Origin of the sequence: Bacillus sp. A260 (assembly GCF_009861435.1) — a bacterium.
In the GTDB taxonomy this organism is placed as follows: Bacteria; Bacillota; Bacilli; order Bacillales; family Bacillaceae_G; genus Bacillus_A; species Bacillus_A cereus.
Genome location: NZ_CP046398.1, coordinates 1,025,470 through 1,050,495, shown reverse-complemented (window position 1 = coordinate 1,050,495; position 25,026 = coordinate 1,025,470). Strand labels below are relative to the sequence as shown.

Here is a 25,026-nt window from a genome sequence, read left to right as displayed (position 1 = left end):
GTTCTTAAAACCAAAGTTTTAAGAACACTGTCTATTATTTTGACATAGAAAGTAATATTTTCTCCATCTCTTTCTTAGTTAGATCATCATCAATTATCTCTTCGTATATCTTTGTATCTCTTGTAAAAATATCATTTACTATGACAATTTGATAATCACTATTCTTACCTTGTGCTGGTACAAACATTTTGAGTCCTTTTAACTTACTCTCTCCTTGAGAATATTTATTATATACCATTTCTTTCCCGTCTAAACTATAACTTTCTAGATTCTCTTCTCCAGGCATCATGTAGTGTAGTGGATCCTTACCACCATTAACATTACCATCCATATACATCCTTGACTGGTAAATTGTAAAACCATATTTCCCTTTTGTATATTCTGATTTAATAACTAATTCTACATCTCTTCCAAAATATGAATCAGCCCATTCTCTCTTTAATTCATAACCTTCAGGTATATAAGTTGGCTCCTTAATTTGATACGGTACATGTTCTTTTGCTTCTTCTATAGTATATGTTAAAGACTTCTGCAATTTATCATTAAAAGGGTTTAATTTCTTCTGAATACTAGCTAATTTTTCTTGATTAGTTTTATTCAAACGTTCAAGATTAATTTCCTTTGTATCTCCATCATAATTCTCAGGCACATTTTTCTTAACCATTGCTTGTTTCTGAATTTCGCTAGCCTCTTTAAATAATTGGACATATTGTTCAAATTCTTTTTTTGTAAAATTCTTTTCTGCCAAATACAAAAGATCTGTATCTCTTTTATATGACTTTATCGACATACCCCATTCTCTACTTGCATTCTCTGGTGTACCATATACTGTTTCTATCGCTTTTTCAAATGCCGCTTTAGATTGCTTATTTTCTACAACCTTTTCCTTCTGTCTTTCATCTCCCTCGGTTATCCTTGCATTTAATAAAAATCCGCCTGCTATAGCTGCTATCGCAATCACTCCAAGTAAAGAAAGACGATACGATTTCTTTTGGAATTTTTTAATCATAATGATTCTCCTTTTTAGTGTTCGTTTATTTCTACTTAAATTTGCTAGGCTTGGTACTTGATAGGAATAGTGTTGTAGAAGGGTAATAATTGTATGACCGTATGCAATTTGTTCCTCTTTATCTATAAAAGTAAGTGCATATGCATCACAGGCTAATTCTTGATCTTCTCGCATACAAAAATAGGCGTACCAAAGAATCGGATTGAACCAATTTAATAGGATTAAACTGTACATAATCCAATTTACAGCTACATCGTTTCTCTTAATATGAGCTAACTCATGGTAAAAGACATATTGTAATTGTTGTTCATTTAATACTTTCATATGTTTTTTTGATAGTAATACTTTCGGGCGAAAGAAACTAAAAACCGTTGGACTTGCAATCTTTCCTGCAAGACGTAATGAAACTGCCTTCTTCATTTTCATAGATTGCTTACAGCGATTAAACACTGTAGCGACCTGTTCATCCGTAATATCCGGTTGTTTCTTTATGTACGAATATAAACGTCTATTTGTAAGAAACGTTATGACTGCTAATACGATTACCCCAGCTAGCCAAACATACAAAGCAAGTTGGTATAAAGAAAATGTAGTCTGTTTTTCCGAACTGACTTTTACTTCCGGTTCGCTAGTTTTTGTCACCATTTTAGAATTTGATTCCAATTCCACTTTACGGTCGCTTTCTATGTTTACTATATTCTCAGTAGCCGGCATATTTTTTGGAATAACTTCCGATACGCTAGAACTATAAGAAAGTAATGAGTAAATGCTATAAGAGCTATCTGGCGACCACGGTAAAAGGAGTCTTATCATTAATACGATCCACAGCATATATTGCCACCGGGGGGATAATTTATTTCTAAATAGAACTTTTATACATAAAATAAATCCGACTAATATGCTAGCCATAAGTGACGTTTCTATAAGCCAATCAAAAAAATGAGGAAGGTATACATTTATAAGCGTGTTTATCATTTTTATCGATCCTTCCTCTTATTCTCCTCTGTCTTCTCATCTAAAATGCGTTTTAATTCATTAATATCTTCTGAAGATAATTTCTCCTCTTTTAAGAAATTAACAAGTAATGGCTTAAACGCTGCACCGCAAAAACGTTTTAGTAAAGATTTCGTTTCCACTTGCAAATAATTATGTTGTGATACTAACGGGTAATAAGCGTACATACGCCCTTTATCTTGATGGTAAGAAACGGCTTCCTTTTGCACTAATCGATTAATTAATGTGCGGATTGTTTTCGGTTTCCAGTCCATTGCATCTTCCAGTTCTTCTATAATTTCATTCGCTGTTTGCGGAGAACTCGACCAAAGTACTTTCATAATTTCTAATTCCGCTTCAGATATTTTAGGTAATTGATTTGTCATCGTATGTTTCACTCCTAAGTATTACATTTGTAATCTATAATTAAGATTACAAATGTAATACTTAATTGTCAACCATATTTTAGAAAAATTAATTTCAGCTAAACCTTACTTACCAACAACAAATTTCCTCTTTTTCAAATAATCAAATAAAAAAACAAGAAAATCTTTACAATTAATAGTAATATAGAAAATAGACAAGTTTATCAAAACAGTGGAGGCTTTTTCAGTCATGATGCGTGCACTTCGTTTAAATATAAAGCAAGCTTTTTGTAATCGTGTTTCTTTAATTATTATGTTTAGTGGATTTGTTCTTATTTGTATTTATCATTATTATTATGTAATTCGTTATTTAGGAGACGCTGCGAATGGACCTATATCGACGGATATTAAATGGATTGGATTTCGTGGCAATGAAATGGATGTTTATTTATTATTAATGCCAGTTATTGCAAGTCTTCCCTTTAGTACAAGTTATAACTCGGATAAGTCCGATGGTTTTAAACCGTTTGTCAGTAAAGAAATTTCTTTATTTTCTTATTCAGTAACGAAATATATCGTTACATTTTTTTGCGGCGGACTTCTTTATACATTTCCATTCATCTTATCGTTATTATTTTGCAAATTAACCATTCCAGACGGAGTACCAACGGCTGGTTCAGGCATTATAAATGATAACGGGATGTTCGCAAACTTATATGAAACTTCTCCCATCACTTACATTGCTGTATATATCGGAATTAATTTTTTATTTGCAGGTTTGATGGCTCTTTTAGGACTTGCTGCATCTGCATGGTCCCAAAAGGACTATATGGCGCTTCTATTTCCATTTGCAACTACCTCTATTCCTTACGTCCTGCTAAATACGGTACTCCCTACAATAGGCGGAGCACCTATTCATTTATATGATCCAAGGCAGCCGCTGCATGGCATGTCACCATATATTTTGACAATACAATGTGCCTTCTTCCTCCTCGTTAGCTTAATCATGTATATACAAGGAGTAAAACGTGATAGAAAAAAATATAGAAGAAGGTTGCAAAAAAGAGAGCGGTGTAGAAAGGCGTTTCAAGTATAATAAAACCCTAATTTCCTTACTATATTGGAAATTAGGGTTTTATTTACTATTCACTTACGGTGTACCAGCCAATCCCCATAAAATAACAACCGCTACAAAATAAATCGCTTTAATCACTACTACTAAACATAATGAAACAATTGCATATTTACTTAATTCTCTTCTTGCACCTATTAAAGTGAAAATAACCGCCAAACTAAATGTTATATAAGAAGTTGCTGTATGTATTAAGTTATACGTAATATCTAGATTGCTTGTAAGTCCTGTTATATCAGCTACAAACTGAAGCATGACGATCGTACTAAAAAAAATTGCAAACTGATTCATTACCTTTCCATTTATTTGTAACTGCATTGTTGTCCTCCTTATTAAAAAACTAAATATTCAATCAATTTTATCATTAGATTACAAAAAAAGGAATCATCTCTTTATACTATTCTATAACGATGCAAAAAAAGAACGCTTAGTCACCTAAGCGTTCCTTTCTTTAAGAAGCTTTCTTCAAATCAATTTGAGCAAGTACTGGGTCATGGTCGCTTACACGTCCATGCTCTTTCATTATATTTGAGTTTAAGTGCACTGGATCTACAATTGTGTGTGGTGCGATATTATTTGTTACTAAAATATGATCTAACACTTGTGCATTTCCTTCGTGAATGTACGTGTAACGATTCTCTTTTGGCACTGTGTTTAACATATCTTTTAAGATTGTTCCCTCTAGTGTTTTTAGTGGTTTAGAGAATTCGAAATCGTTCATATCACCTAACACGACAACTGGTGCATTCGTATTCTTTTTCTGAATTCCTTGCACGAAATGATTTACCTCTTGTGCTAACTGAATTCGTTTGTCTTCACTTCTTAATACGAGCGGCTGCACTTTTCCAAATGGCGTTGCATCTCCTAGTTTTGAGTTTAAGTGATTTGCAACGACAACAATGTTTTGTCCTTGGAACGTAAATTCTGCCGCTAACGGTTTACGTGTACTTTCAAATAATGGATTTTCGTCTCCAATACGAACAACATTTTTATCAAGTAACTTTGGTACCGTCGCTAATTTCACGCGTGATGGATTATAGAAGAAGCCGACGCGAATATTCGCTCCTGGTGCTCCTCCGTCTTGATTATTGTTTGGAGCGATTTCTACATACTCATACTTCGGTCCACGAATTTCTAGAACTGCATCAATGATACGTTTTGCGCTTAATGACGCATCTGTTGTACCGTCATTAATTGATCCGTTATTATCTTGCATTTCCTCTACACCGATAATATCTGGCATTTTTAAGTTGTATTTAATAGAATACGCTAACGCTTTTACCTTTTCATCTGTTGTTTCTTTTTTATTCGCTGAGAAGTTTTCAATGTTATATGTAGCAACCGTTAACTTATCAAGACGAGGCTGAATATTTGCGCCTACTTGCTTAAATCCGCCATCCACTACAGCTGGCAGTTCTGTTATTGGCGAAATACGGAAAGAACCGTAATCATATCCTACTACCCCTGTTATATCTCCAGTGAAAGTATCTCCTACTTTTGCTACATAATCGCGAGGTACTTTTACAGAAAGGCGCTCTGGGTTTAATTGATTTTCATCTAATAGAGGTGTGCCATATTGTGTTACTATTTTATCTCCACCATTTTTTACTGTTACATATAAATTTCCGTTTTTCTGAGGTGTAATAATTTTTGGTGTTGACATCGTAACACGCATACCTTCTATACTTTCATAGAGGTCGATTGCATCTTCATTTGGATCAAATAAACTAAATGCATCATTATCAATAATCTGGTCTGGGATTTTCACACCGTTTTCCCCAAGTACAATCGGTGCCGGCAAAGATTGATCTTTTGCGATTACAGCAACGCGACTCGCCTTAATTTCTGTCGTCGTTAAGTCTGTTTCAAATCGCTCTGCATAGCCTGGTCCAACATATTCTTCTACTACTCCATCAACTTGAATAAGATCTCCTACTGCTACATTCGCATCTTTTTTATATACGTACATACCTTCTGAAGTAGCTGGATCATTATCTGGCTGATTATCTTCTATATAAAAACCATTTTTATCAAGCGCTGTGACAACGCCTTCCACATTGTTTACTTTCTTCCCGTTGTAAGGAGACATATGTGATTTTCCTTGAATGTCATGAATACGAACCTGTTCATTATTTACGATAATAAATGAAAATGTCGAAATTGCTGAAGAAGTAAGTCCTTCTTTTTCTGCGATTGCTTTCACTACACTATTTTCATTCACTATAATCTGTCCATTATAACGAACACTTTTATTAGTAGGATTAGAGCCATCTAACGTATAGTAAATTGTTGCACCTTCTGTATTCGTCGTTAATGTTACCGCTGTTCCTTTAGCAACTTCTCCGCCGTTCGGTGAAGCTACTACATCGCTAACACGGTTTTGTCCTTCACCTTGAAACTTATAAGCTGTTACTGATTTTAGACCTGGGTTACTAAAATATAATTCAAGAGTCCCAGTCAAACTAACTTTCTTCCCGATATTTTCAGGGTGATCTTTTACATTCACTGCCGTTCTCACATCACCTTTTGGCAACTGAACGGGCATGATTTTGTCTGGATTCGTTTCGTTTGGCGAATCTGCAATTGCTACGTTTGTATCATCAAACTTAGCTGGATCCTTCGTATATTTAGAAGAACTTTGCGTATATCCGACAATATAGCCTTCCACAATCCCCTTCGTTTTCCCTTGCTGCTTAAATACTTGAATTGCTTTTTCTACTGACATAGAAGCAGTTTCTTCTGCTTGCGCTAAAGTTCCAGTAAATGAAAGCAATAGCAAGAATGATAAAAAGACGCTTAACAATTTCTTCACAGCCATTTTCCTCTCCCTATTTCATATTTTCTCAGCATTTCTATCATAACAAATGATTCGTTATATAGAACTATTTTTCGACAAATTTTACAAAAGATTTATTTAATTTACAAGCTTTCAAACTATAATACAAAATAATAATTTTACACCTTCTACAAATGCACTCTATAATGTTAGGGAGAGAAAACAGAAAATATCGACATTTGATTGGCATGTAAAATGGATTCATTTGAATAGGAGTGATTGGATGGAAGTGCAAACAGAAACATACCGCGCAGCTATGAATGGAACATTAGAACGTCATTTTTCAGATATGATTGCTGTTATACCAACTAGAATTACAATTGAGCAGTTAAAACACCGACTAGAAATTATCGCTACTAAAGTTGATGAGTTAAAAATTGTTTATAGTGATGAGACAAGCCTTATTGTTGAATTACATATGGGTGAAACAGTCATACCGTATGAACTGCATATTGATGAGGCGAACGACCCAGAAGAATATAAAATGTACAATAGACAAGATTCTACAATTGTAGATCGTAATTTTGAAGATGTGGCTTTCGGCACTGAAATTTTCACTCGTACGCTATTTGTAGGCGATGTACTGGACTGCTTTTTCCAGCAGTTACAGTTTTTATGGAATCTCGCCCCAGATTTGTTATTTGTAATCGATTCAAGTGCAGCAATGAAAGTGATATCTAGAAGCTATATTGAATATCACGTTGAAAATGAATTATTACCTGACATTCCTGACTTGTACGTTATTCATTCTGTTTATGAAGACGATAAAGATGATGAGCCTACGCAATATTGGTTTCATACACATGGTCTTTTAAGAGCAGGCGTAACTGAAATAGAGTTAATTATTCCAAATCGCATTTCTTCCTACTACGGCATTGGCGATCTCTTTCAAACATTTGCTAATAATGCCGTTGAGAATGGACAAGTCCCTATGAATGAGCCTATCGTTATCGCGCATAGTCAGCAAGGTTCTATACATACAGTCGCTGTTCCGTGGGAAAAAGGATTATCTTATATAGGGCATAAAACGAGTATGGACCAATTATCTTCAATCGAGGATGAAGAAGTGAAACTACAACCAATAGATGCACAAAATACATTCTTAGGCGGAATGGATGCCCGAGATGAATACCATCAATCTCCATCCGTTCTCTTATTCAAATTTAATACTTCAGAAGAATATATTGAAAGTTTTTTCAAAGAACACGAGGAAGCTACAGGGCTCATGTTCTATAAAACAAATAGTGAAACGGCTCGTATGGCTTACAATGCGAAAAATACTTTCGGGTATTTCAGCAACATTTTTCATATTGAACAATCAAATGAAGATTTTCGTTTCCTTGCTAAGTTTGGTGTCTCCTACGAAGAAGGAAAAAGTGAACATATGTGGTTTGAAATGCAAAACATTACGGAAGATTTCATTCAAGGAATACTCATTAATGAACCATATTTTATAGAAGATATGAGTGAAGGAAATAGTTATCATTTAGATTTTGATAACTTAACAGAGTGGGTTATTTATGCAGGAGATGCTGTTATAAAGCCAAATAACTTATATATGTTTATTGGCGAATAAGTATTTTATATAATAAACGAAACGCCTTCAATATGATTGAAGGCGTTTCTTATAATTTATTGTGCGATTAATTCAGCATCTATTACTTTCTCCAAATGAGATAATACACGCTTTGCAGCTTCCTCACCTTGATTCATACAGTCTGGAAGTCCAGCACCAGCATAGGAGCTACCTGCCAAGTATATACCTGGCAACTCTTTCTCCATAAATGTTGTGAGCTTTTTCATTCGCTCGTTATGGCCCACTGTATATTGAGGCATCGCTTCTTTCCAGCGACTTACGATTGTAAACTCTGGATCCTCTGTAATATCCATCGTCTTCCTTAAATCTTCTAGTACGAGCTGAACGAGTTCTTCTTCAGTTTGTTCTACAACCGCTTCATCACCAGCACGTCCAACGTAACAGCGAAGGAGTGTTTTTCCTTCTGGCGTTGTATGTGGCCATTTTTTATGCGTCCACGTACATGCTGTAATGGTGTAATCGCTATTTCGTGATACGACAAATCCTGTACCATTAATATCGCGCTGGATTGCAGACTTTTGGAAAGCAAGTGCCACATTCGCAACGGATGTGGCTGGAATATTACGGAAGAAACGAAACTGCTTGTACTGAGCAAACATGGATGGCAATACTTTATGCGAAGTTGCCACTACGATGGCGTCCGCTTCTATTTCTTTTCCGTTACTAAGAGTAATCGTATAACCATCACCCTGTTTCGCAACTTTTTCAATGCGAGTTCCCTTTATTATCGTACCTTCATGCATCTTTGCTTCGAGAGATTTTACGATAGATTCTAAACCTGTTTTCACTGTTTGGAACATTCCCTTTTTCGGTTCAGCTTTCTCTTCTTTCGGAGCGAGCGTACGCATACCGAGTGAAATACTGCGATGTTTCTGCTCAATTTGATACATTTGCGGGAATGTTGACATTAAGCTCATTTCATCAATATCCCCTGCATAAATACCCGATAGTAACGGCTCTATTAAGTTTTCAACCACTTCGTTTCCAAGACGATGTCTGAAAAATTGTCCGAGTGATTGGTCAGATACTGGCTTTGACCTCGGCATTAATAGATCAAAGCCAGCTCTTAGTTTACCAATTGGGGAGAACAGCCCGGAAAATAGAAACGGCGTAATTTGCGTTGGAATTCCCATCATTGATCCATTCGGCATTTTATGTAACCGATTGTTTACAAGGATAAATGATTGACCGGGTTGATTATTTACAAGTTCATCGCCAAGACCTAATTCTTTCACTAATCTAGCTGCACTTTCTTTTCGTGCTAAGAAAGAATCTGGTCCGCGCTCAATTGTAAATCCATCTTTTCGAACGGTTTGAATTTTTCCGCCAAGTTTACCCGATGCTTCTATAAGTAATGTATCAATCGGCAAGTTTTTTTCATGCATATTTTTTTGTAAGTTATACATTGCTGTTAATCCAGTGATGCCTCCGCCGACGATCACAACTTTTTTCCTCAAGCAGGCTCCTCCTTTCTTCTTACAGTACAGATTCTTTTTTCTTTAATACAACATCTGTTAAACAATCAATAAATGCGTCCGATGCATTTGGCATTTCTGGACGATAATATTTTGCACCAATTTCATCCGTTACAACTTTACACTCAAAGTCGTTGTCATATAAAACTTCTAAATGTTCCGCAACAAATCCAACTGGTGCATATACGAATGAAGTATAACCGTGCTTTTCATTTAGTTCTCTCGTTAAATCTTGTACATCTGGACCAATCCAAGGATCTGGTGTGTTTCCTGCACTTTGCCAGCCTACTGCATAGTTTGCTACTTCAGCTCCGCGCGCGATATAGTCCGCTGTTTCATTTAATTGATCTGGATATGGATCGCCCATTGCAATAATTTTCTCTGGTAAGCTATGCGCAGATACGATTAATACTGCTTTTTCACGCTCTGCATCTGACATACCGTTATATATACCTTTCACTGCATCGACCCAGTACTGGATGAATTTCGGCTCTTTATACCAGCTATCAATGCCATGAATTATTAAGTTTCCAAGTTTCTCAGCTTCTTCTTGTGCTCGTCCAATGTATGATTTCACGCTAAACGTAGAATAGTGAGGTGCAAGAACAAGTGCGATTGCATCTTGTATTCCGTCGTTATGCATATCTTTCACTGCATCTTCAATAAACGGTTCAATATGTTTTAAGCCAAGATACATATGATACTCTACTTCATCTTGTACTTCATTTAAACGCTGTTCTAACTTCTTAGCTTGCTCTAATGTAATAGTAGCTAAAGGAGAAATACCACCAATTGCACGGTAACGCTCTGTTAAATCTTCCAGCATTTCAGGACTTGGCTTTCTTCCTCTGCGAATATGTGTATAGTAACGTTCAATATCTTCTTCTTTATATGGCGTTCCGTATGCCATTACAAGCAAACCAATTTTCTTTTTCATACAGCAATTCTCCTTTACTTCGCTAACTGCCCTTTAGAGTATTCATGAATAAATGTAGTTAAACGTTTTAATGTATCTGGATTTACTTCTGGGAATACACCGTGACCTAAGTTAAAGATATAACCCGGCTGTTTCATCCCTTGATCTAAAATACCTTTTACATGTTCTTCAATAACAGACCATGGTGCAAGTAAGAATGAAGGGTCCATATTACCTTGTACCGCCTTATGAATACCGCGTGCACGTGCTTCTTCAATCGGTAAGCGCCAGTCTAAGCCGACTACATCAAGCGGTAAGTCGTGCCACTCATTCACTAAGTGTGCAGCTCCTACGCCGTGCATAATCATCGGTACACCCATCTTACGAACTTCTGCAAAAATACGCTCCATTGCTGGTTTAATAAATACGCGATAATCTGCTACATTTACTGTTCCAACCCAAGAATCGAAAATTTGAACTGCTTTTGCTCCTGCGTTAATTTGCGCTTTTAAATATGTAATAACCATATCTGCTAGTTTATCCATTAAAGCGAACCAAGCTTTTGGCTCTGCATACATGAACGCTTTCGTATTATGGTAGTTACGAGATGGACCGCCTTCAATCATATAGCTCGCTAATGTAAATGGAGCTCCTGAAAAACCGATTAACGGTACGTCTAACATTTCTGTCGTTAATAAACGAATTGTATCTAGTATGTACGGTACGTCATCTTCTGGATTGATTTCCCCTAGTTTTTCTACATCTTGTAAAGAACGGATTGGGTTATCGATAACTGGGCCAATACCTGATTTAATTTCTACATCCACACCAATTGCAGGTAGTGGTGACATAATATCTTTATAAAGAATTGCTGCGTCTACGTTATACTGATCAACCGGCAATTTTGTAACGTAAGCACATAACTCTGGATTGTGTGTAATTTCAAATAAAGAATACTTTTCTTTAATCTTTCTATATTCCGGCTGTGAACGACCTGCCTGACGCATATACCATGCTGGTACATAATCGGTACGTTCCCCCCTACATGCTTTTAAAAATGTCTCATTTATAGTTCTTACCAAGACCCTTGCTCCCTTCCTTACCAATGCTTCGAATACGTTCGATATTTATCTTTTTTTACTATACAGCTTGTAAAAACAAAATGCATAATATTATGTACGTTGTTCATTAAATTGACACAAACATTCTTAAAAACGCTTACCATTTTCACAACATTCTTATTATAACACAGAGAAAAACTATGGTTTAGCTACTTTTGACTTTTCTCCTTCACGATTCGTTTGTGTATTATATGGTACAACGTAAAAGCTCGGTTTTGAAAATATGTTAACGAACTTTTCCTCATATTCCCCAGCACCATTTACAGTGCTAACATGCGTATGAATTCCATTCTCCACTCTATAGATTCGGTACATAATTCTGTTATCTGGAAGTGGTGTCCAGCTTAATTTTGCTTTAAATAAACCGAAAGGGCTAAATGATAATTTCATTTTTACATCTTCAATTTTGCGCAGCCGAATCGGAGCGCCGATTGTTTCCACACCTTCAGGCTTCATAAACTTCTCTTTATGTTCTACATTAGCCTTCGTTAAAATTTTCTTAAACAATTTTGTCGCAGATGCACTTTCTCCTTGCAACTGATGCTCCTTATCCGTGCGGTCATAACCAATCCAAACAGCGCCTACTAAGTTTGGTGTATAGCCGACGAACCACATATCTCTTGCTCCCTTATCGTCATTTGGCAATGAAGTTGTACCTGTTTTCCCAGCTAACGCACCGTTATATACACCAACTCTCGCTGTTCCTTCCTTCACAACTCCTTCTAACATTTTCGTCATATACCATGCTGTCTGCTTCGAGAAGATTTTTGTCTCTACTTTTGGAGATTCCCCAATGACTGCACCGTGTCTATTTAATACTTTATCAATAACGTGCGGCTCGATAATATTTCCATTTGCTAAAAATGAACGATACATTTTTACAAGATCAAATGTTGAAACGCCATTTTTCAATCCGCCAAGCGCTGTACTTAAACCAGCATCTGCAATATGAACATTTCCTTTTTCTAAATATTGCTTTCCTTCTTCTACCCCTAACTCATTTAATAAAGAAACTGCCGGTACATTTGCCGACTCTAAAATCGCATCATACATCGTCATTTCTTTTGAATACTCATGATTATAATTTCGAGGTTCATACCCTTCAAAAGAATTTCTTTCATTCGTTAATAAAGAATACGGATTATACTTTTTCGTTTCTAGTGCTGGTGCATAAACGATAAGTGGTTTTAAAACAGATCCAGGCTGCCTTTTGGCAAAAACACGATTAAATCCTCTCGGGACGTACTTTCTTCCCCCAATCGCCGCTTTAATCCCTCCCGTACGATTATCCATTAATAAGAAAGCACCTTGCGCCCCCTCTTCTTTCCCAGGGAAATTCCTTGCATCTTGAAACTGGTTATATGCTACCTTTTGAATCTTTTCATCCATAGGTACGACAAACGTATATCCTCCGCGAAGTACTTCTTGATGAGACAATCCGTATAAACGAGCGGCTTCATCTATGACCATATCAATATACGGCATATATGCAAGCTCATTCTCATCTAAATTTTTATATAGAGCAATTGTCTTCCCTTGATAACGAACGCTTTCTTCTGCAGTCAAATAGCCTTGTTTATGCATAAGTGACAACACTAGATCACGGCGTTCCTTACTCTTCTCTGCAGAATAGTACGGTGAATATCCGTTTGGTGACTTCGGAAGGCCTGCAAGCATTGCCCCTTCCTCTACTGTTAAATCCTCAACATTTTTATTAAAATACAACTTTGCTGCCGCTTGAATGCCGTAAGCCCCATGACCAAAATAAATATGATTCATATACATTTCAAGAATTTGTTGCTTCGTATATTTTTGCTCTAATTGAAGAGAAATTGCGACTTCCTTCAATTTGCGCGTAAATGTTTTTTCACGAGTTAAAAAGACGTTTTTAGCGAGTTGCTGCGTAATGGTACTACCGCCCTCTACCTTCTCTCTAGCTAACGTATCTTTATAAAGAGCACGGAATATAGACGGATAATCAATCCCTTGATGCTCATAAAAACGAGAATCTTCCACCGCAACAAACGCCTGCTGCACATACTTCGGAATTTGCTCGATTGGTACGAGCTCTCTATTTTCTACGTATAATTTCGTAATTTCTTTCCCTTTCTGGTCAACGATACGTGATGAAGAGTGGAAAACGAGCTGCTTTTCATCCATCATATAGCCACCAGCTAACACGATAAGTTTATAGATTACAATCGCTACTACGAACGTTGCGACGCCGCCTAATAAAGTCCACTTTACTTTCTTCATACATCGTCCTTCTTTCCAAATGATGGTACATTTATTATTTGAAAAAGAAGTATCTTTATGTATATAATCTTCGAAGTTTTTTAAGAGAGTTGATATAATAGAAACAAACTATTAAGGGGGCATTAAAATGAAGGCTATTATTTCATACGAAACACCTCTAGAACAAGCACATTTCACTGCAAAAAATGATGAAAAAAATATGTTTTATAAAGAAAATACAGAAGAATCTATAGAAGGCTCACTTCAGTATGACGTACTAGATGCTGTCGGTGAATTTAAAGGACAACCTGGCTATATCGTTTGTAACAACATTTCTGTCACAGACGAAGGTCGCCCAGTATTTGAAAACCGCTTTAAAAACCGCGCAGGCCTTATTGAAAACGAACCAGGATTCCAAGCGATCCGTGTTCTACGTCCATTAAGTAACGATACATACGTCATCTTAACGATGTGGGAAACAGAGCAAAACTTTAAAGACTGGACAGAATCACGTTCATTCGAAAACGCTCATAAGAAACGCCCTGTACAAGCAGAAGGACAAGCTCCAGCTCATCCACATGCGGAACAGCAAAAGAGTATTTTCTCTCGTCCGTCGTTCGTGACTACTTTTGATGTGTTAGTTTAATTAAAACATAATACAACACTAACAGTACGTGAAATTATATTAACGATTTTCCGAATATATCTATCATATCTTTGAATATATCAACGATTTTCCGAATATATCTATCACATCTTGAAATATATCAACGATTTTCCGAATATATCTATCATATCTTGAAATATATCAACGATTCGACTAAAGATATCCATTTAATAACAAAAAGGAAACACCATTACACACCGGTGTTTCCTTTTTCTTTGTACCAATTATATATACGAAGTGAATCTTTTTTTCTCATATGCTTTACTTCATAACCGCGCCCAGCTACCGCTACAAGAGTTGTACATAATTCATCTTTTCTTTGAAAATACGATTGATTATAACCTACTGCTTGAACATGTCTTCTTCGCATTATTCCTGTATATTTCGAAAAATTACGATATACAACCGTTAGTTGATTTTCTCTTAATTCATAACCGCCACTTTTATATCTAGCATACGCAAGTAACGAAAACACGATAAATAACGGTAAAATAACAAACAACGCAATATATTGTTTAAAATATATACTCACGCTGGCAATTAGAACTGTGAGTATGATACTTATTAACCAGCCCATAATGAAATAACGACGCAACGCTGTTTTTGGTAAGTGAACGATCTCCGCTTCGATTTCATATGGTAACTCTAAATATGTGATCAGGTGCTGTACATCTTTTTTCTTCATAAATGGATGCAACATTACTTCGTTACTTGCTGCTCCAATACTTTGAATTGCTTCCACTTCAACAGCACAATAGCCAAACGGCTGGCGAAGCATACCTTCTTTTACAGTAATCGCTTGAATGCGGTGCAATTTTAAGACAAACTCTTTCTTTTCAAATAATCCTTGAACGATACGAATCTCTTCCCCTTTTCGCTCAATTTTAAAGTTTGCATATTTCAACACATATCCAGCCGTGGAAATAATCCACGAAATTGCCATTAAAATTAATGCAATTACAATTAGTTTATAAACACCGTTTCCCATCACATACGCTTCTACTTTACTTGTGAATCCTTCAGGAAGAACAAAATCAAACTTTGTGTAAAGAAGTACCAGTCCAGAGAACACTAGTCCGAACCGACCAGATGTAATCGCTGCGGCTAAAACCTCTTTCGCTGTTAACTGATAAACCGTCTTGCTTTCTTCCTCTTCTATTTCTTCTTTTACAGTAGTTTCTTTCTTATGTAATAAAGAAATTAAATGTTTTGCCTCGTCTTCTTTAATACCAGCCAACATCACTTCTGGTTCATTACCACCACCGGCTACTTCTATATTTAACTTCATAAGTCCGAGCATTTGATAAATGATGTTAGAAGACGTACTAATATTTTGTACACGCTCTTTATTTAAATAGCTTTCCTTCTTTACAAAAACACCGTGCTTTATATGTAAAATATTATTCTCAATCCAGTACACTTTAAAATACCATTTAATTGCTGAAAAAATAGCCATGATGAATAAAACAACCAGAAGAAAAAGATAAAATAAATACCAAGGTTCCACTTGTTCATCAGGTTTAAATAAAACAAGAATAATAAGTGGCAACAAACTCGCAATCCTAATACCTAACAATATCGTAATCGGATGTTGCCTCTTATACATCCTTATCACTCACTTTCGCAAGTTCTCCAATTTGTCTTTTCAGCTGTTCTGCTTCTTCTTTCGTTAAACCTGGAATACTATGAGAAGTTGCGGCTGTTGAAATATGTAATTCTGCTAAATTATACTTTCTCATGATCGGCCCTTGCTCAATCGTTACGTGCTGCACACGGATCATCGGAATAAGTACGCGTTTTACAACAAACATTCCCTTTTGAATCTCAATCTCTTCTTCATTTAATCTGTAACTATAATAGCGTTGACGTAAATTTGGAAACACAAAATAATCAAGGGGAATAAATGTAATAGCTCCTGTTACTAATAGTCCGAACAACCAGCCCCACCAGTTAAAGTTAATCATAAAAAAGAAATACGCAATTACGACTGTTAGTATAACTACCGCCCCAATTAAAGCGTGCATCCTCCACACTTTCAGCATATTAGAATGAATCTCCCTTTCTAACGGCTGCATCTCATCACTCCAATTCTATGAATTTATTACTTATATATTATCAAAAAATAAGATTTTATATACATTTTTGTAAATTTATAGTCAAATGAAAATAGTTGAATCAAAAGCATATTAAAGAAACACATACCTCAGTTTTGAAAATTATGTATTATAAATATGAATTATATTGAACTAAAATAAACCTTACATGATTCATGCAAGGTTTATCGTTTTATACACAATATATTTCATTATTGTTGAGATATACTAGCATCGCTTTCAATTCGCTTTTCTTTTTGGCTTAGTTTTTTATCTTTAGATTTTTTTAATGTTAAAGTCATGCCAATAAAAATAAAAAGAATTCCTGTTATTTGCATTAAAGTTGGACGGAATCCAGTAAGTACAGTATCTAATAATATTGCCACTGCCGGATCTAAAAAAACTAATATTGAGATGGTTTTTGTAGATAAATAGCGTAAACTATCAAAAAACAGATAATATACTATCCCTGTGTGAATAAAACCAGTAGCTATAATATATGTCCAATTACTTTGAGTGAGGCCACTAAAAGCATCTAAATCTATAAATGGTATTAAAAGAAATATCCCCAAGAATGTTTGTAAAAATGTCATTGCATACGCACTCATTTTGTTAATCCCTTTACCAAATAAAGTTGTAAATGCATAAAAGAGAGCCGCAAGAAATCCCCATATCATACCTGAAGACATTAATGAGCCGACAGAGAAGCTTCCATCAATACCAGCAATTAATAAAGCTCCTGCAAAACACACAATTATTGAAATGATAGATATGAATGTTAATTTTTCTTTAAAGACGATACTTCCAATTAACAGTACAATTACTGGTGCAAGATGATAAACTGAGATAGCAATGGTAACTGACATATTTTCAAAGGCTTTAAATAAGAAAACCCAATTAAATACTAAGAAAAAACCACATATTAAAACTTGAATAACTTCTTTTCGTTCCCATTTATCTTGTTTATATTGCCCTGTAAGCAACCAGCATACACTTAAAAATATTGTCGCAAAAATACACCTTACAAACACTAATTCAAACGAAGGTAAGTTTGTTTGAACAGAAAAAAATCCAACTGATCCAAAGATAACCATTGATGCTATCATCTTTAAGGCCGGTACCGTTTTCTCTTGCTTAAAACTCTTTTGAAGCAAATTAATCCCCCTCCAATAAAAACTCGGTTTATAGTGAGAAAAACACCAGCCTAAAAAAAGGACAGGTGCTTTTCCTCAAAAACACTCAATTATAAATTTTTCCCAGCAGTCCAACCACCATCAATTACAAAATTAGAACCAGTAATAAAGCGGGCCTGATCAGAAATCAAGTACTCAATACATGAAACAATATCCTGCGGCAACCCCCAAGTATCTAAAGATTGATTACTTTTTATCATAGACATCAAGGCTTTATTACTAAAGTATTCTTCTGTAAGTTCGGTTCTAATAACACCGGGAGAAATGCTATTTACCCTTATATTTTGCTTCCCAAATTCCATAGCCATCTGTTTAGTCAATCCGATTAAAGCATGCTTTGATGCAACATAAGCAGCTCGCTCTGGTTCAGCCATTAATCCAGAAACCGATGCTATATTCACAATACAACCTTTTATTTTCGATTCACACCATCGCTTAGCTACTTCCCTAGAAAGGATAAATGGGGCTACTAAATTTACATCAATTACTTTTTTAAACATATCATCGGATAAATGTAAAACAGGTGTTATCTCTCGAATACCAGCTGCATTTATTAATATATCAGGAGAAAGCTTTTCTAAATCTAATTGAGTAAAAAGATTATGAATCGCTTCGCTATTACTTAAATCAATTTGCACTACTTTCAAAGGCATATCTGTTTTCATATAATCTATTAAATTATTATTATTAATATCAAGCGCTATTACATAAAATGATTTTTCTAAAAAGTATTTTATACAAGCATGACCTATACCGCTATTGGCTCCAGAAATCATAATTATTTTATTCTCTCTCATTTTGTCTCCTTATAAGAAAATGTTACTAATAAAATATCACGAAAAGCCTCCGTACTACATTCTGTTCCAAGTGGCGTTACGGCATGGAAGACCTTTTGTCCAAATACTAAAGTTTCTAAAGGCTCCTTCAAACTTATAAACTGATTAATTTCTCGAGGAGAATTAGCTATTAAATTATCTCCACCAATAGCTGTATTACTTAAATTCATAAGGTGTAAAAATACTACTGGTTCATCATCTTTATGTAACCAAATAGGTGAACTAAAAGATGGTCTTTCTTTAGTAGCTTTATATCTTACTTGATGTAAACCTATAATTAAGTCTTTACTTGTATCTATTATATTTGTTTTAAATGCAAATTCAGTATCGAAACGCACGATATTCTGAATTAAAGGATTGCATAAAAAGCTATCATTTATGCTATTGAACTGTCTAACTTTCCCGCCATCGTCATAGTTGTATTCTTTAGATTGGAAGTAATCATTACTATTATCTAAAATATAATCTGGTGAATCAACATACTTTATATACCTTGAATAAGATCTAGCACGGCATTCACCGTACGCATCATCTTCCAAATTATAATAATCTAACTGTGCTTGTGTTAATAAACGATGATTCTCTTCCTCTTGTAAAAAGATTTCATTTGAGATTTCAAGGAATCCTTTAGATTCAAATTCATGTACCTTTTCTTCTATGCTAAACCCATTCATTTTACTAAGAACAAACGTCATTATAAAAACCTCCACACTATTGTATTTTTCTATCTCACCCTATGTTAGAAATGCAATAAGTAACCGAGATTCTTGCTTAATAAAATTGAAAATTATGATATTCAATTAATACACCAAATGAAATATATGTAATTCATTAAAATTATTTATTAAGCAATATTATATATCCTTTTGGGTATTTTTTCTAATTATCTGAAGATTTATCAACATTAGTCTTAATATTCAAAATTAAAGAAATGGATTTTTCAGAAAGATAAAACTGCGCGTATTGCAATTATTTATGTATATAACTTTTTTAAAAATTATATTTTAAATATAGCTAGTTTTTTATAAATTTTTTGATATAATTACATACGGGAAAAGGGAAGAATTTTGTCTTCCCTTGTGTTTTTATTTGCATCTAGTACTTTTGCTAGATGCTTTTTTTTATGCTAAAAAAGGTATCCTCAAATACTTTGAGGATACCTTTTCACCTTTATTATCTCTGCTGTTTTCTACCTAATACGAGTAACCCAAAACTCATCATTACAAGAAGTGCTCCCATATATGGTTCCACAGGCATTTTCTGCCCTGTCTTCGGTAATTCTTTTTCAGGCTTTTCCGGATTTGGTGTTCCAGGTTTCTCTGGATCTGGTGTTCCAGGCTTTTCTGGATTCGGTGTTCCAGGCTTTTCTGGATTCGGTGTTCCAGGCTTTTCTGGATCTGGTGTTCCAGGCTTTTCTGGATCTGGTGTTTCTGGGCCTGGTGGTGCTAAATGATTCAATTTGTTTAATACTTCTAATTGAACTGCATTTATCATTCCATTTGTAATTTCAAATGGAATTGGATTAGTTAATTTTTCATATCCCTTTGGTGCTTCTACTTCTACTAGTGTGTAGTTACCTACAGATAAATCTGTGATTTTTGCCTTTCCATCTTTATCTGTTGTTACTTTCACTACTACTTTTCCCTTTTCATCATGAACTTCAAACACAGCTCCTGATAAGACTTCCTTGCTTTCAGCGGCCATTTTTGTAATCTCCACTGAACCTTTGTCTAACTGTTCGTTCTCTACTTTCAATGATAAGACTTTTGTCATACCTTTTGTAATTTCGAATGATACTGGTTCCGTTAACTTTTTGTAACCTGGTAAGCTCTTCGTCTCTACTAATTTGTATTTTCCTACTGATAGATCTGAAACGTTTGCTTTTCCTTCTTTATCCGTCGTTACTTTCGCAACTACTTTGCCTTTTGAGTCACGTACTTCAAATACAACATTTTCTAATGGTGCTTTACTGTCTTTATCTATTTTTGTGATTTCTACATTCCCCGTATCTACCATTTCATTTTCTACAGTGAACGCTAAAGATTTTGTCATACCTTTTGTAATTTCAAATGGTACAGGCTTTTCTAATTTTTTGTAGCCTGGTAAACTCTCTACTTCTACTAGCTTGTACTTTCCTACTGATAAATCTGAAACTGTTGCTTTTCCAGCTTTATCTGTCGTTACTTTCGTTACTACCTTGCCTTTGTCGTCTTGTACTTCAAAGACTACACCTGCTAACGGTGCCTTATTATCTTTATCTATTTTTGTAATTTCTACATTTCCCGTATCTACCATTTCATTTTCTATTTTTAATGATAGAACTTCTGTCATACCTTTTGTAATTTCAAACGATACTGGTTCTGTTAATTGTTTGTAACCTGGTAAGCTTTCTTTCTCTACTAATTTGTACTTTCCTACAGATAAGTCTGAGATTTTTGCTTTACCATTTTTATCTGTTTGTACTTCTGTTACTACTTTGCCTTTGTCGTCTTGTACTTCGAAGACTACGCCTTCTAATACTTTTTGACTATCTTTATCTACTTTTGTGATTTCTACTGAACCTTTGTCTAACTGTTCATTCTCTACTTTTAATGATAAGACTTCTGTCATACCCTTTTTAATTTCGAATGATACTGGCTCTGTTAGCTTTTTGTAGCCTGGTAAGCTTTCTTTCTCTACTAATTTGTACTTTCCTACAGATAAGTCTGAGATTTTTGCTTTACCATTTTTATCTGTTTTTACTTCTGTTACTACTTTTCCTTGCTCATCTTGTACTTCGAAGACTACGCCTTCTAATGCTTTTTGACTATCTTTATCTACTTTTGTTACTTCCACATTTCCCTTGTCTAACATTTCGTTTTCTACTGTTAAAGCAAGAGATTTTGTCATGCCTTTTTCAATTTGGAAAGTAATCGGATCTACTAATTGTTTATACCCTTTTGGTGCCTTTACTTCTACTAACTTGTATGTGCCGACTGATAAATTAGTAACTTGTGCTTGTCCTTTTTTATCTGTCGTTATTTTAGCGACTACTTGTCCTGCTTCATCTTGAATTTCAAAGACTGCATCAGCTAAAGCATCTTTATTTTCTTTATCTACTTTTGTAATTTCTACATTTCCTGTATCCACTAATTCATTTTCTACAGTCAATTGTAATGCTGTTACTCTACCCTTTTCAATTTCGAATGAAATTGGCTTTTCTAGTGGTTTGTATCCTGCCGGTGTTTCTACTTCTACCAACTCATACTTTCCAATAGATAAATCTGAAACGTTTGCTTTTCCTTCTTTATCCGTTTTTACTTTCGCAACTACTTTTCCTTTTGAATCACGTACTTCAAATACAACATTTTCTAATGGAGCTTTACTATTTTTATCTATTTTTGTTATCTCTACATTCCCTGTATCCACCATTTCATTTTCTACTTTTAATGATAGAACCTCAGTCATGCCTTTTTTAATTTCAAATGATACTGGTTTTTCTAACTTTTTATAACCAGGTAAACTTTCTACCTCTACTAATTCATACTTTCCTACAGGTAAATCTGAAACATTTGCTTTTCCTTCTTTATCTGTCGTTACTTTCGTAACTTCCTTACCCTTTTCATCTTGTACGATGAATGTTACTCCCGCTAACGGTGCTTTATTATCTTTATCTATCTTTGTTATCTCTATATTTCCCGTATCTACCATTTCATTTTCTATTTTTAATGATAAGATCTCGGTCATACCTTTTGTAATTTCAAACGATACTGGCTCTGTTAATTTCTTATAGCCTGGTAAACTTTCTTTCTCTACTAATTTGTACTTTCCTACTGATAGATCTGAGATTTTTGCTTTACCATCTTTATCTGTTTTTACTTCCTTTACTACTGTTCCAGCTTCATCTTGCACTTCAAAGACTACGCCTTTTAATGCTTTTTTGCTGTCTTTATCTATTTTTGTAATTTCTACTGAACCTTTATCTAACTGTTCATTTTCTACTTTCAACGATAGGACTGTTGTCATACCTTTTGTAATTTCGAATGATACTGAATCTGTTAGCTTTTTGTAGCCTGGTAAACTTTTCGTCTCTACTAATTTGTAATTCCCTACTGATAAATCAGAGATTTTTGCTTTACCATCTTTATCTGTTTTTACTTCTGTTACTACTTTGCCTTGCTCATCTTGCACTTCGAAGACTACGCCTTCTAATACTTTTTGACTATCTTTATCTATTTTTGTAATTTCTACTGAGCCTTTGTCTAACTGCTCATTTTCTACTTTTATTGCTAAAGCTTTTGTCATACCTTTTTTTATTTCAAATGGTACTGGTTCTGTTAGCTTTTTATAACCCGGTAAGCTTTTCGCCTCTACTAATTTGTACTTTCCTACTGATAGATCTGAAACATTTGCTTTTCCATCTTTATCTGTTACTACTTTTCTTACTACTTCATCTTTCTCATCTTGGACTTCAAATTCGACACCCGCTAATACTGCCCCGTTTTCTTTGTCCACTTTTGTAATTTCTATATTACCTTTGTCTACCATTGCATTTTCCACTTGTATTGGGAATATGCCGTCCCCTGTTACATTTACTTCGAACTCTGTTTCTTTTAATTGGTAGCCTTCAGGCGCTTTCGTTTCTTTTAAAATATATTTTCCTGGTGCTAACGGTTTAGAGATTGCCTTACCATCTTTATCTGTAACAATATGTTCGACTACTACACCGTCTTTTACTATATCAAACTCTGCATTTGCTAATGGTTTCTCACCATTTTCCGAATCAATTTTCTTTACTTCAATTTGACCCTTTTGCATAGTATTTTTAATTTCAATTGTTTTTGTTTCTCCAGCTTGAAGTGTAACCTCTACTGGACTTGTTAATTTTTGATATCCTTCTGGTGCTACTGTTTCATAAACTTTATACGTCCCAGGAGCTAAAGTTTGAGGTACTGAAAAACCTTTTTCGTCCGTTTTCAGTTTTGCAACAACTTCATTTGCACTATTTCGAACTTCAAATTCGGCACCTTTTAACCCTTTGTTCAGATTCTCAGAATCTATTTTATGAATCGATACTGTACCGTCTTTTGGAGCTTCAGGCGGCGTAATAGTTACTTCTTTTGATGTTAATGTTTTATCATCAAAATGTAATTCCGCTTTATTAGGAATCTTCTTATCTACGTAAGAAGATAAGTCTGCATTATTTTTAATTTTCGCCTTGATACTAAGATTAATTATCTGGTCTTCATATGACTTATAGTCAAAATTCTCACCAAACGTAAATGTTACTTCACTTCTTTGCTTATCTATCTTTAACGTCCCTTTAGAAGTAATATCTTGGCCATTTTGATCATATACTTTTGCCTCTAATACTTCTAAAACATCTTCTAAATCATCACGAATTACCATTGATGTGTATTTAGGAGGATCGTTTGGTATATGTGTACCAACTTGGTATTGAATCACTTGATCCATTTGTGTTAGCTGCTCATTCTCTACAAGCTTGCCATTCTCATCAACTATATTTTTTTCAATACTAGGTGGATTATCGTCACCTGAACCGGTTCCCCCTCCACCACTTACGAATACTTGTCCTACTTTTTCTTCAGTTTTAATATTTTTACCTTCTAATTTCACAGTATTTTTATGAGGCTTTGCAGAAGGATTAGTAATCTTTGTTTTATATCTTAAAATATAACCTTTTGAACTGTCTGGAAACTCAATTGTAAATCCAGCCTTTGTTGCATTAATTTTAATGTTAGATAAATCTGCTGGCTTAATATTTGTTGGTGCATAACCATCTTCAAATACAGCCTCTTCTAATACTACGCTGTCTGTAATTAACTCATGCCCAGGTCCTAATGTATCTGTTAATTTAAGATCTTGCATTTCTGTTCCAGTTGCATTTACATATACAAGCCAATCAGCAATCGAAGGATCTTCTTGATTATAAGAACCCCATTTCAATAGATTATCTGTATTGGGCTGTGGCTTCGGTCTCTCTGTCGTATTACTTACATTTACTTCTTTATTGACGATTTGACCATCAACGTTAAATTCTAATGGAATTTCTTTAACACCATCATATGCTTCTAGACCAAAGTAGAATTCTACGAATAAAGAACCTTTAATGTTATTCTTTCCTTCTACGTAATCCCCCATAGTACACGTTAATAGACCCTTTTTCATCTCACATGTACCAACTATTTTTCCTTCAGTATCTTTTAAAGGAAAACTCATATTCATAAGGTCTTTTCGAAACTCTTTTGGCATATCAATTGTGAATTGATCTCCACTTTTTATTTTTTCTTTAGCTGACCACTTCACTTCTACTTTCATACCATCTGAGGCTTGATACGGTTCAGATGTCGTGCCATCAGTACGGGAAATATTAATTTCGTCCACTGGACTTTTCATCACAGCAGCTTGAATAACTGGAGCCCACACATTCAGCACTGAAAATAATACTAGAAAAACTAATGAAACCATTGAAATATGTCTTTTAGTACTTTTCATTTGCATAGTTCCCTCCTATTTTTTATATTTATATAACAAAAAAAGACCGTCCGGTTGCATCAA

17 protein-coding genes are annotated in these 25,026 nt (G+C 34.8%); 3 read left to right on the top strand and 14 right to left on the bottom strand.

All coding sequences use genetic code 11. From position 1 onward, the window contains the following. Positions 1 to 34: 34 nt before the first annotated feature. Positions 35 to 1,984: a M56 family metallopeptidase gene (locus tag GD442_RS05360; RefSeq protein WP_159365059.1), complete on the bottom strand. Its 1,950-nt coding sequence runs from the start codon at positions 1,982 to 1,984 to the stop codon at positions 35 to 37. 2 nt (positions 1,985 to 1,986) lie between these two features. Continuing rightward, positions 1,987 to 2,388: a BlaI/MecI/CopY family transcriptional regulator gene (locus GD442_RS05355; protein WP_000184510.1), complete on the bottom strand. Its 402-nt coding sequence runs from the start codon at positions 2,386 to 2,388 to the stop codon at positions 1,987 to 1,989. A 229-nt stretch (positions 2,389 to 2,617) separates the two neighbouring features. On the opposite strand from GD442_RS05355, the gene GD442_RS05350 reads away from it, so the two are divergent. Next, positions 2,618 to 3,463: a membrane protein gene (locus GD442_RS05350; protein ID WP_000984146.1), complete on the top strand. Its 846-nt coding sequence runs from the start codon at positions 2,618 to 2,620 to the stop codon at positions 3,461 to 3,463. A 54-nt stretch (positions 3,464 to 3,517) separates the two neighbouring features. On the opposite strand, the gene GD442_RS05345 is transcribed toward GD442_RS05350, so the two are convergent. Further along, a complete protein-coding gene (locus tag GD442_RS05345) occupies positions 3,518 to 3,817 on the bottom strand; it encodes a hypothetical protein (protein ID WP_001176852.1) in 300 nt (99 codons plus the stop codon). A gap of 133 nt (positions 3,818 to 3,950) precedes the next feature. Beyond that, complete coding sequence (locus tag GD442_RS05340; protein WP_159365058.1) at positions 3,951 to 6,317, bottom strand: DUF6359 domain-containing protein; 2,367 nt, start codon at positions 6,315 to 6,317, stop codon at positions 3,951 to 3,953. Positions 6,318 to 6,558: 241 nt separating this feature from the next. Between GD442_RS05340 and GD442_RS05335 the strand changes: the two genes are divergently transcribed. Then, positions 6,559 to 7,911: a DUF4026 domain-containing protein gene (locus GD442_RS05335; protein WP_098214473.1), complete on the top strand. Its 1,353-nt coding sequence runs from the start codon at positions 6,559 to 6,561 to the stop codon at positions 7,909 to 7,911. 56 nt (positions 7,912 to 7,967) lie between these two features. On the opposite strand, the gene hemY is transcribed toward GD442_RS05335, so the two are convergent. The 4 genes from hemY to GD442_RS05315 form a co-directional block, all read right to left on the bottom strand. Continuing rightward, positions 7,968 to 9,389 carry a protoporphyrinogen oxidase gene (hemY, locus tag GD442_RS05330; RefSeq protein ID WP_086401904.1) on the bottom strand — a complete coding sequence of 474 codons (1,422 nt, stop codon included), beginning with the start codon at positions 9,387 to 9,389 and terminating at the stop codon, positions 7,968 to 7,970. Between the two features lie 19 nt (positions 9,390 to 9,408). Continuing rightward, the gene (gene hemH, locus GD442_RS05325; protein ID WP_159365057.1) at positions 9,409 to 10,344 is read right to left on the bottom strand and encodes a ferrochelatase; all 936 of its coding nucleotides are present in this window, start codon (positions 10,342 to 10,344) and stop codon (positions 9,409 to 9,411) included. Positions 10,345 to 10,358: 14 nt separating this feature from the next. Further along, positions 10,359 to 11,405 (bottom strand): uroporphyrinogen decarboxylase, encoded by a 1,047-nt coding sequence (hemE, locus tag GD442_RS05320; RefSeq protein WP_017656766.1) that lies wholly within the window; start codon positions 11,403 to 11,405, stop codon positions 10,359 to 10,361. 177 nt (positions 11,406 to 11,582) lie between these two features. After that, positions 11,583 to 13,700 carry a transglycosylase domain-containing protein gene (locus GD442_RS05315; RefSeq protein ID WP_000756288.1) on the bottom strand — a complete coding sequence of 706 codons (2,118 nt, stop codon included), beginning with the start codon at positions 13,698 to 13,700 and terminating at the stop codon, positions 11,583 to 11,585. 127 nt (positions 13,701 to 13,827) lie between these two features. Between GD442_RS05315 and hmoB the strand changes: the two genes are divergently transcribed. Beyond that, positions 13,828 to 14,325 (top strand): heme-degrading monooxygenase HmoB, encoded by a 498-nt coding sequence (gene hmoB, locus GD442_RS05310; protein WP_086401906.1) that lies wholly within the window; start codon positions 13,828 to 13,830, stop codon positions 14,323 to 14,325. Between the two features lie 211 nt (positions 14,326 to 14,536). On the opposite strand, the gene GD442_RS05305 is transcribed toward hmoB, so the two are convergent. The 6 genes from GD442_RS05305 to GD442_RS05280 all read right to left on the bottom strand — a co-directional run bounded on the left by GD442_RS05305 (position 14,537) and on the right by GD442_RS05280 (position 24,969). Further along, positions 14,537 to 15,952: a PH domain-containing protein gene (locus tag GD442_RS05305; protein ID WP_000278131.1), complete on the bottom strand. Its 1,416-nt coding sequence runs from the start codon at positions 15,950 to 15,952 to the stop codon at positions 14,537 to 14,539. Then, on the bottom strand, positions 15,945 to 16,421 hold the full coding sequence (locus tag GD442_RS05300) for a PH domain-containing protein (RefSeq protein WP_001182728.1): 477 nt from the start codon (positions 16,419 to 16,421) through the stop codon (positions 15,945 to 15,947). The genes GD442_RS05305 and GD442_RS05300 overlap by 8 nt, the downstream gene beginning before the upstream one ends. A 230-nt stretch (positions 16,422 to 16,651) precedes the next feature. Continuing rightward, complete coding sequence (locus tag GD442_RS05295; RefSeq protein ID WP_000939625.1) at positions 16,652 to 17,593, bottom strand: DMT family transporter; 942 nt, start codon at positions 17,591 to 17,593, stop codon at positions 16,652 to 16,654. Positions 17,594 to 17,682: 89 nt separating this feature from the next. Further along, positions 17,683 to 18,429: an SDR family NAD(P)-dependent oxidoreductase gene (locus GD442_RS05290; protein ID WP_001208949.1), complete on the bottom strand. Its 747-nt coding sequence runs from the start codon at positions 18,427 to 18,429 to the stop codon at positions 17,683 to 17,685. Next, entirely contained in the window at positions 18,426 to 19,163 is a 738-nt protein-coding gene (locus tag GD442_RS05285; RefSeq protein WP_000144813.1) for a 2OG-Fe dioxygenase family protein, read from the bottom strand. Before GD442_RS05285 ends, GD442_RS05290 begins: the two co-directional genes overlap by 4 nt. 478 nt (positions 19,164 to 19,641) lie before the next feature. Beyond that, positions 19,642 to 24,969 carry a SpaA isopeptide-forming pilin-related protein gene (locus GD442_RS05280; protein ID WP_159365056.1) on the bottom strand — a complete coding sequence of 1,776 codons (5,328 nt, stop codon included), beginning with the start codon at positions 24,967 to 24,969 and terminating at the stop codon, positions 19,642 to 19,644. Between the last annotated feature and the right edge of the window lie 57 nt (positions 24,970 to 25,026).